This is a genomic window from Pseudomonas sp. FG86, assembly GCF_057808775.1.
The window spans coordinates 61,481-69,411 of sequence record NZ_JBMDIS010000030.1; the positions used below are offsets into that span (position 1 = coordinate 61,481).

A 7,931-nucleotide genomic window follows, 5' to 3' on the forward strand; every position below is an offset into this window, starting at 1 on the left:
GATGTCCTGTTTTCAAGACCGCTATCGGGGGCTTGCCCCCGATGAGGCCAGTAGCCCTAACGAAAACCTTACTGACCCGCGACCTTCTCCGACTTGCCGTCATAGCGCTTGCGCCACTCGGTCAAGATGCTGTCGCGATTCTTCGACGCCCAGCCAAAGTCGTTCTTGATCAGGCGCTGCTCGTAGTCGGCCGGCAGTTCGGTTTGCGGCTTGGCGATGCCAGGCTGGGCGAGGACCGCAAAATTTTCTTTGTACAGGTCCATCGCGGCGGGGCTGGCAGAGAAGTCGGCGAGTTTTTTCGCCGCATCGGCGTGGGCGGAGCCCTTGATCACGGCGGTGGCTTCGATGTCCCAGCCCAGGCCTTCCTTCGGCAGGATGATGTCCAGCGGTGCGCCCTGGCGCTTGAGCTGCACGGCCGGGTACTCAAAGGAAATACCAATCGGGAATTCACCGGAAGCCGCCAGCTTGCAGGGCTTGGAGCCGGAGTGAACGTATTGGCCGATGTTCTGGTGCAAGTCGTCCATGTACTGCCAGCCCTGCTTCTCGCCGAAGGTTTGCAGCCAGGCGCTCACATCCAGGAAGCCGGTGCCGGACGAGGCCGGGTTGGGCATGACGATCTTGCCCTTGTACTCGGGCTTGGTCAGGTCCTGCCAGCTCACCGGCTTGGTCAGGCCCTGTTTCTCGGCTTCGACAGTGTTGAAGCAAATGGTCGCGGCCCACACATCCATGCCGACCCAGGCCGGTGGGTTGGCGGCGTCACGGTAGTGCTTGCCGATCTTGTCCAGGTCCTTGGGCGCGTAGTTGTCCAGCATGCCCTGCTGATCGAGAATCGCCAGGCTCGACGCGGCCAGGCCCCACACTACGTCGGCTTGCGGGCGAGCTTTTTCGGCCAGCAGCTTGGCGGTGATGATGCCGGTGGAGTCGCGCACCCATTTGATATCGATATCCGGGTTGGCCTTCTCGAAGGCCTGCTTGTAGGTCTTCAACTGCTCGGCTTCGAGGGCCGTGTACACGGTCAGCTCGGTTTTCGCGGCAAAGGCATTCAGGCTGAATGCGCTGAGTACAGCAGCGGCCAGCGCCAGGGGCTTGAACATGGTGCACTTCCTTTATCGAGGGTTATTGACCGGGCGCGGTTTGACGCCAGGCTTGGGAGCGACGCAACAGGCCGCGTGAGGCCCACGCCAGCAGCAGCGAGACGGCGGCCGAAGTGAACAGGATCAGGGTCGACATGGCCGCCGCGCCGCCCACGTTGCCGGCGTCGTCCATGTTCAGCACGGCGACGGCGGCGAGAATGGTGTCGGGGCTGTAGAGAAAAATTGCCGCCGACACCGTGGTCATCGCCGACACAAACAGGTAGCGCACGATATCCAGCAGTGCCGGCAGGCAAATCGGCACGGTCACCCGCAGGTAGTGGCGATAAAGCGGCGCCTTGAGGGACAGCGCAGCGGCTTCGAACTCGGCGTCCAGCTGGCGCAGGGCAGTGGTCGCGGTCATCTGGGCAGTGGTCAGGTAGTGCGCGATGGTGCACACCACCAGCAAGGTCATGGTCCCGTAGAACACATGCAGCGGGTTGCCGTTGAGGTTGAAAAAGAACACATAACCCAGGCCCAACACCAAGCCCGGCACGGCCATCGGCACAAAACTGAGCAGGCGCAGCGCCAGGTTGAGGCCCTTCTGGCCTTGGGTCTTTTCCATCAGGTAGGCGCCGGTAAAGATCAGCACGCTGCCGATCAACGCGGTGCACAGCGCCAAGGTCAGGCTGTTGCGATAGGCCAGCCAGCCGCCGCCGGCCGTGTCTTCGAACTGGTAGTGGTTGAGCGACAGCGACAGGTTGTACGGCCAGAATTTCACCAGCGAGGAGTACACCGCCATGCCGAACACCAGCAGCAACACGGCGCACATCACCAGCACAATGGCCAGGTAGCAGGCGTCCCGCAGCCGCGATGGCGCGGGTTGGAACACCTGGGCGCGGCCACTCATCGAATCACCCTGCCGACGACGTAACCAGGCGTCCACGCCAAAGCTGAACAGCGCCGGCAGCAGCAACACCATGCCAATCAACGCACCGCGGCCGAACTGTTGCTGGCCCACCACCGCCTTGTAGGCTTCCAGCGCCAACACCTGGTAATCGCCGCCGACCACCACGGGCACGCCGAAGTCGGTGATGGTCAAGGTGAACACCAGGCAGAACGCGGCGAACACCGCCTGGCGCGTGGCCGGCCAGGTGATGCTGCGAAATGCTCGGGCGGGGCTGGCGCCCATGCTCGATGCCGCGTCGAATAACCGAGCATCCGCCAAGGAAAGCGCTGACAACAGGATCATCAAGGCATGTGGGAAGGTGTAGATCACTTCGCCGAGGACAATGCCCCAGAAGCCGTAGATATTCTCCGAGAGCAGGCCACGTAACAGGCCCTGGTTACCAAACAGGTACACCAACGCAATCCCCGGCAGCATCGACGGTGCCATCAACGGCAGTAACGACAGGCCACGCCAGATGGCCTTGCCGGGAATCAGGGTGCGTTGCAGCGCGTAGGCAAACAGGTAGGCCAACGGTACGACGATAGCCGCCACGCTAAGGGAAACTTTCAGGCTATTGCCCAACAGCCAATGAAAGTTGGCGCTGCTCACCAGCTCTCGCGCAGCTACAAGGCCACCGCCCTGCCCCGCCTCGCTGCTGAAGCCACGCCAGAAGATCGCCAACAGCGGTAGCAGGACCGCGACACCCAGCAGGCACAGGCACAACAGTTTGCCGCCGAGCACAAAAAGGCGGTCGCCGGTTTCCGCACGGGAAACCTGGCGCGGTATCGGCAAGCTCATATCAACGGCCATCTCAGGCAAACACCTGCAGGCTACGCGGCGGCAAGGCGACCCAGATGTGCTGGGCGCCCAGGCGTGGCATGGCTTCCGGGGCCAGCTCGGCCAACAGCGGATGCCCGGGCAACTGCTCCAGTTCAAAGCTCATGCGGCAGCGGTTACCCAGGAAGGTGATCTCGCGGACTTTGGCCGGGAACAGGTTTTCTTCATGCACCGGCGGGTTGACGCTGATCGCTTCCGGGCGGCAGAACAGGCGGCCGGAGGAAGCCACACCTGCATCGTCGGCCAGGCGCATGTTCATCCCGCCGACCTGGGCGTGACTCGCGCTGTTGCGGCTGAACGGCAGCCAATTGCCCTGGCCGACAAACTCGGCCACGAACGGCGTGGCCGGACGATCATAGATTTCCTGGGGCGTGGCGTATTGCTCGACCTTGCCGTTGTTCATCACGGCGATGCGGTCGGCCATCAACATGGCTTCATCCTGATTATGGGTGACCATCAGGGTGGTGATGCCCAGCCGCCGTTGCAGTTGGCGCAACTCGGTACATAAATGCTCGCAGACACGGGCATCGAGGGCCGACATCGGCTCGTCCAGCAGCAGCAACGACGGTGCTGGCGCCAGCGCACGGGCCAGGGCGACACGCTGCTGTTGGCCACCGGACAGTTGGCCTGGGTATTTCTTTTCACTGCCGAGCAGGCCCACCAGTTCGAGCATCTGCCCGACACGCTGGCGCACTTCATCACGGCCGCTGCCGGTAAGGCCGTAGCCAATATTGGCTTCGACGCTGAGGTTGGGAAACAACGCGTAGGACTGGAACAGAATGCCGTAGTCCCGTGCCTGGGGCGGCAGCAGGGAAACATCCCGGCTGCCCAGGTACAGTTCACCGCTGTCCTGGCGCTCCAGGCCGGCGATGCAACGCAGCAAGGTGGTCTTGCCGCAACCCGACGGGCCCAGCAGACACACCAGCTCGCCGGCGGCGACGTCCAGGGACACGTTGTCCAGCGCGGTAAAGGCGCCGAAGCGTTTCTGGACACCGCGCACCTTCATTGGCGCGCCGGGGTTGCTCAGGGCTGTGTTCATGGAGGCACCTCATCAAACGGATGAGGGCCATGCTAGGCAGCCAATGCGTCCCTGGTGTGGCAGAAAGGCAAAACATGGCGATAGTGGTATTGGTGGATTTGGGTAGGCCATTCAGAGATGGGTTGCCTGGTCTACCGCAATCGGGGGCAAGTCGAATCGTCGCACCGCCCCTCCCACAGGGGACCGCATTTCCATGTTGGAACTCGGTCAATGTGGGAGGGGCTTGCCCCCGATTGGTCCCCAAAGCCACCACAAGGCTTCAGATCGGCGACATTTCCTGCGCCAACCCCAAAAACGCCGCCGGCAACCGAGCGCCTTTTCTTTCCTTGAGGCAGTAGAGATATTCCGGAATCTGCGGTGCATGCTCGATGGTCAGCACCCGTAACTGCGGGTCATGGGGCACTTCCTGGCGGGCGATGATGCTGATGCCGATATTGCGCAGCACTGCTTCGCGAATCGACTCGCGACTGCCGATTTCCAGCAGCGGCCCATAACTCACACCGGCGCCTTGCAGCATCTCTTCCGTCAGCCGTCGCGTGGTAGAACCCGCCTCACGCATCAACAGCGTATGGCCAGCGAGCGCGGTCAACGGCACATGATCCAGTTTGGCCAGGGGATGGTTGCGATGCACCGCCAGCACCAGGGGGTCGGTGCCCAATACGCGGCGGATCAAACGGGGGTCTTCCAGCAATTGCGAGGAGGCAGCGACGTCTACACGGTAATCGTCCAGGGCCTCGAGCACCTGCTGGGAGTTGCCGATTTCCACCGACACCTCCACGTGCGGCAGGCGTTCGCGAAAGGCTTTGACCAGGTCGAGGATGTAATACGGCGCCGTCGCGGCAATCCTCAGCGCCCCTTGGACCTGACCGCTGTTGCGCAGGAAAAACTCGATGTCCGCTTCCTGCTGCAACAGCGTCTTGACCATCGGCAACAGGCGCGCGCCTTCGTCGCTGACGGTGAGACGGCGGCCGCCACGGTAGAACAACTCAACGCCGTATTGGCTCTCCAGGTTGCGCACCTGGGTGGTGACGGTGGGCTGGCTCAGGCCGAGTTTTTTCGCCGCCTGGGTGATGCTGCCCAGGCGGGCGACCAGATAAAACGCCTTCAGCTCGGCACTCAGCACACCACCCTCTCATCGTCTATTTGCGCAGCAGGCGCAGGCCATTGAATACCACCAGCAGGCTCACGCCCATGTCGGCGAACACCGCCATCCACATGGTGGCCATGCCCAGGAAAGTAACGGCCAGGAAGATGGCCTTGATCACCAGCGCCAGGGCGATGTTCTGCTTGAGGATACTCGACGTTTGCCGCGACAACCGAATGAATGCGGGAATCTTGCGCAAGTCATCGTCCATCAAGGCGACGTCGGCGGTCTCGATGGCGGTGTCCGTGCCTGCGGCGGCCATGGCAAAACCGATCTCGGCGCGAGCCAGGGCCGGGGCGTCGTTGATGCCGTCGCCGACCATGCCCACGCGGTGGCCTTGGTCGTAGAGGGTTTCGATGGCTTGCAGTTTATCGGTGGGCAACAGGTCGCCCTGGGCCTGGTCGATGCCGACCTGGGCTGCGATCGCCTGGGCGGTGTGGGTGTTGTCGCCGGTGAGCATCAGGGTCTTGATGCCCAGCTCATGCAACTGCTGGATGGCTTCGCGGCTGCTGTCCTTGACCGTATCGGCCACGGCGAACAGCGCCAGCGGGCCGGATGTGTCGAGCAGCAGCACCACGGACTTGCCTTGTTTTTCCAGGGCGAAGAGTTTTTCTTCCAGGGCTGGCGAACACAGGCCCAGGTCTTCCACCAGGCGGTGGTTGCCCAGGTGGTAGGTTTGACCGTTGATATCGCCGCGCACACCGCGACCGGCCAGCGCTGCGAAGTTATCCACAGCGTGGGTCGCCAGGTTTTTATCCACAGCCGCCAAGGCGATCGCCAGGGACACCGGGTGATCGGACCGCGCGGCCAAACTCGCGGCCAGGGCCGGTGCGCTGTCTTCGACATTCGGGAACAGCGCCAGGTAATCGGTTTGCACCGGCTTGCCGTGGGTAAGGGTGCCGGTCTTGTCGAGGGCCAGGTAGTCGAGCTTGTAACCGCCCTCCAGGTACACGCCGCCCTTGATCAGGATGCCTTTGCGCGCCGCGGCGGCCAGGCCGCTGACAATGGTCACCGGGGTGGAGATCACCAGCGCGCAGGGGCAGGCGACCACCAGCAGCACCAGCGCGCGGTAGATCCAGTCAAACCACACGCCGGCCATGAACAGCGGCGGGATCAACGCCACGCCCAGGGCGAACAGGAACACAGCCGGGGTGTAGATCCTCGCGAAGCTGTCGACAAAGCGCTGGGTCGGTGCACGCGCGCCTTGGGCCTGTTCCACCGCGTGAATGATCCGCGCCAGCGTGGAATTGTTGGCTGCCGCCGTCACCTTGTATTCCAGGGAGCCGGCCTGGTTGATAGTGCCGGCAAAGACCTTATCGCCCGCTGCCTTCTCAATCGGCAGGCTTTCGCCGGTGATCGGCGCCTGGTCGACAGTGGATTGGCCGGCGGTAACTTCGCCGTCCAGGCCAATGCGCTCGCCAGGTCGAACCCGCACGATTGCACCCAGTTCGATGTTTTTGACTGGTTGTACGCCCCACGATCCATCCGCCTGCCGTACCGTGGCCTGCTCCGGCGTCATCTGCATCAAGCCGCTGATCGCGTTGCGCGCCCGGTCCAGGGACTTGGCTTCGATCAACTCGGCCACGGTGAACAGGAACATCACCATCGCCGCTTCCGGCCACTGGCCAATCAGGATCGCACCGGTGACCGCGATACTCATCAGCGCGTTGATGTTCAGGTTGAGGTTTTTCAGGGCTATCCAACCCTTTTTATAGGTGGTGAGGCCGCCACTGAGGATCGATACCAGCGCCACGATGGCGATCACCCAGGTCGGCGCGGCATTGGTAAAGTGCAACACTTCGGCGCCCAGTGCGCCCACGCCAGACAACGCCAGCGGCCACCAGTGCTTCTTGGCTGGCGGCTCGGCGGCCGGGACGCCCTCTTCGATCGGATCGGCGTGCATGCCCAGGGATTTGATGGCCTCGACAATCGACGCAGTGCTCGGCAGGTCATGGGTGACGCCGAGTATGCGGTTGATCAGGTTGAACTCCAGTTGCTGCACGCCGGCCAACTTGCCCAGTTTGTTCTGGATCAGCGTTTGCTCGGTGGGGCAGTCCATGGCTTCGATACGGAAGGTGCTCAGGCGTGAGCCGGCGGTCTGGGCATCGCTCAGTCGCACCAATGCAGGCGCCGGGGTACCGGAGCAGCAGGAGCCGCCATGGCCGTGATCATGCACGGGCGTAAGTTTCTTCGGCGCATGATCGTGCTCATGGTCGTGATCGTGATCGTGATCGTGATCGTGGTCATGCTTATGCGGGGTGTGGAAGGAGTCGCTCATCAGGTCGCGTCCGTAAGGTGCCTGTTGCCAAGTAAAGACCCTGTAGCCACTATAGGGTCAAGCACCCATTTGGAGATTGCTGCGATGAAGATCGGCGAACTGGCCAAACTGACCGACTGCCCGGTGGAAACCATCCGTTATTACGAGAAGGAAGGCCTGCTGCCGCCCCCGGCGCGCACCGAGGCCAACTACCGTGTGTACACCCAGGCGCACACCGAACGGCTGGTGTTTATCCGCAATTGCCGCAGCCTCGACATGACCCTGGAAGAAATCCGTAGCCTGCTCGGGCTGCGCGACAGCCCTCAGGACCAGTGCGAAAACGTGAATGCATTGATCGACGAGCATATCCACCATGTGAAAGCGCGGATCGATGGGCTGCTGGCGTTGCAGGAACAGTTGATCGACCTGCGCCAGCGCTGTGGCAGCGGGCCGGAGCTGGACCAGTGCGGGATTTTGCAGCGGCTGGAGGTCAGCGGCGGTGTCGCTGCCAGCGAGGCTGAGCCTTCGCACGTGGGCAGAAGCCACGGCCACTGACTCAAGGCGACACAGATCAAATGTGGGAGGGGGCTTGCCCCCGATAGCAGTGGATCAGCTAAGTATTAGGTGGCTGACAT

General features: G+C 62.6%; 6 protein-coding genes. 1 reads left to right on the forward strand and 5 read right to left on the reverse strand.

Annotated elements, in window-relative coordinates; genetic code table 11:
- Positions 1–68 precede the first annotated feature (68 nt).
- From ACODSV_RS19650 to ACODSV_RS19670, 5 genes are all read right to left on the reverse strand, one after another.
- On the reverse strand, positions 69–1,094 hold the full coding sequence (locus tag ACODSV_RS19650; RefSeq protein WP_150053765.1) for a putative 2-aminoethylphosphonate ABC transporter substrate-binding protein: 1,026 nt from the start codon (positions 1,092–1,094) through the stop codon (positions 69–71).
- Between the two features lie 22 nt (positions 1,095–1,116).
- Positions 1,117–2,829, reverse strand: a complete 1,713-nt coding sequence (locus ACODSV_RS19655) for a putative 2-aminoethylphosphonate ABC transporter permease subunit (protein ID WP_150053764.1) — start codon at positions 2,827–2,829, stop codon at positions 1,117–1,119.
- Position 2,830: 1 nt separating this feature from the next.
- Entirely contained in the window at positions 2,831–3,895 is a 1,065-nt protein-coding gene (locus ACODSV_RS19660; protein ID WP_150053763.1) for a putative 2-aminoethylphosphonate ABC transporter ATP-binding protein, read from the reverse strand.
- 259 nt (positions 3,896–4,154) lie between these two features.
- Positions 4,155–5,018: a LysR family transcriptional regulator gene (locus tag ACODSV_RS19665; RefSeq protein WP_024077944.1), complete on the reverse strand. Its 864-nt coding sequence runs from the start codon at positions 5,016–5,018 to the stop codon at positions 4,155–4,157.
- 16 nt (positions 5,019–5,034) lie between these two features.
- Positions 5,035–7,317 carry a heavy metal translocating P-type ATPase gene (locus tag ACODSV_RS19670; protein ID WP_489046299.1) on the reverse strand — a complete coding sequence of 761 codons (2,283 nt, stop codon included), beginning with the start codon at positions 7,315–7,317 and terminating at the stop codon, positions 5,035–5,037.
- Between the two features lie 84 nt (positions 7,318–7,401).
- Between ACODSV_RS19670 and cadR the strand changes: the two genes are divergently transcribed.
- On the forward strand, positions 7,402–7,851 hold the full coding sequence (gene cadR / locus ACODSV_RS19675; RefSeq protein WP_024077946.1) for a Cd(II)/Pb(II)-responsive transcriptional regulator: 450 nt from the start codon (positions 7,402–7,404) through the stop codon (positions 7,849–7,851).
- Positions 7,852–7,931: the final 80 nt, after the last annotated feature.

Coding starts and splice junctions, on each gene's coding strand:
- cadR (WP_024077946.1), top strand. CDS start 7,402: ATGAAGATCGGCGAACTGGCCAAACTGACCGACTGCCCGGTGGAAACC.
- ACODSV_RS19650 (WP_150053765.1), bottom strand. CDS start 1,094: ATGTTCAAGCCCCTGGCGCTGGCCGCTGCTGTACTCAGCGCATTCAGC.
- ACODSV_RS19660 (WP_150053763.1), bottom strand. CDS start 3,895: ATGAACACAGCCCTGAGCAACCCCGGCGCGCCAATGAAGGTGCGCGGT.
- ACODSV_RS19655 (WP_150053764.1), bottom strand. CDS start 2,829: ATGGCCGTTGATATGAGCTTGCCGATACCGCGCCAGGTTTCCCGTGCG.
- ACODSV_RS19670 (WP_489046299.1), bottom strand. CDS start 7,317: ATGAGCGACTCCTTCCACACCCCGCATAAGCATGACCACGATCACGAT.